Annotated in this window: 1 protein-coding gene; it reads left to right on the top strand. The window is 64.1% G+C overall.

What is annotated here, in order from left to right; translation table 11 throughout:
- Window positions 1–79: 79 nt before the first annotated feature.
- Window positions 80–1,270: an integrase core domain-containing protein gene (locus tag DPM35_RS32075; RefSeq protein WP_112131468.1), complete on the top strand. Its 1,191-nt coding sequence runs from the start codon at window positions 80–82 to the stop codon at window positions 1,268–1,270.
- Window positions 1,271–1,330 lie beyond the last annotated feature (60 nt).

Raw genomic sequence — 1,330 nt, 5'->3', positions numbered from 1 at the left:
TGTCCGAACCGGATAGATAGGTAACAGAATGGACCGATTAGATGGGTGACAGTTTTCTCGCCAGCCGGGAGGACCGGCGATGGTTTGGCGAGAGACTGGCATCATGGATGAACGGCTTCGGTTTGTTGTGGAGTGCCTATCTGGTGAGGAGACGATGACGCAGCTTTGCGCGGCCTTCGAGATCTCACGCAAGACCGGCTACAAATGGCTTGGACGTTACCGGGAGACCGGCCCGGAAGGCCTGCACGACCGGCCGCGGGCGCCGCTCGATCACGGCCGGGCAACGGCAGCCGAGCTGGTGGAGCGGATTGTGGCGGAGAAGGAAGCGCATCCGCTGTGGGGACCGAAAAAGATCATGGCCCGGCTGAAGCGGGCGGAGCCCGGTTGCGGCTGGCCGGCAGTCTCGACAGCTGGCGAGATCCTGAAGCGGCATGGTCTTGTGGGACGCCGGCGCCGGCGCTGGCGGGCTGTAGGCAATGGGCCATGGCCGGAGCCTGCGGCGCCGAATGCGGTGTGGACGGCAGACCACAAGGGCTGGTTCCGGACCCGTGATGGGTGGCGCTGCGAGCCATTGACGGTGATGGATGCATTGAGCCGCTATCTGCTGGGGCTCGAGGCGACGGGCTCGACGGCCGACGAGGAGGCGTGGCCGGTGTTTGAGCGATTGTTTGAGGAAAACGGTCTGCCGGATCGCATTCGAAGCGACAATGGCCCACCCTTTGCGTCGGCAGGCGTCACAGGGCTGACGCCGCTGGCAGTGCGCTTCATTAAGCTCGGCATCGCCCTGGAGCGCATCCAGCCAGGCAAGCCGCAGCAGAACGGGCGCCATGAGCGCTTCCATCTGACCATGCTGCCGATGGCCGATGCACCGCAGGCTGACAAAGCGGCTCAAGCCAGGGCCTTCGAGGACTTCCGGCGCAGCTACAATGAGGAGCGTCCGCACGAGGCGCTGGGCATGGACGCCCCGGCACAGCATTACCGCCCCTCGACCCGACCCATGCCGAAGACAGCCCCAGAACCCGATTATCCGACCGAGGCAGCGGTGCGCGGCGTGCGCCAGAACGGCGCCGTCAAATGGCGGGGCACCGAGATCTATGTCTCGGCCACGTTGGCCGGCGAACCGATTGCCATTGAAGAGACCGAGGATGGCGAGTGGACGATGCGCTTCCACACCCATCCGCTCGGCTTCATCGATGAGAAGCACATGAAACTGGTTCGCCGCAGCGCCGCGCCAAGACGACCGCTTGGCGCTGCGGCGACCGCATCATAGGGGGAGAAAACTGTTACCTATGTATCCGGTTCAAAGTGTTACCCATCTATCCCCTGGACA

It is taken from the genome of Mesorhizobium atlanticum (assembly GCF_003289965.1).
Lineage (GTDB): Bacteria > Pseudomonadota > Alphaproteobacteria > Rhizobiales > Rhizobiaceae > Mesorhizobium > Mesorhizobium atlanticum.
Note: the sequence above shows the minus strand (reverse complement) of the source record. Positions and strands in the feature narration are given on the sequence as shown.

Coding starts and splice junctions, on each gene's coding strand:
- DPM35_RS32075 (WP_112131468.1), top strand. CDS start 80: ATGGTTTGGCGAGAGACTGGCATCATGGATGAACGGCTTCGGTTTGTT.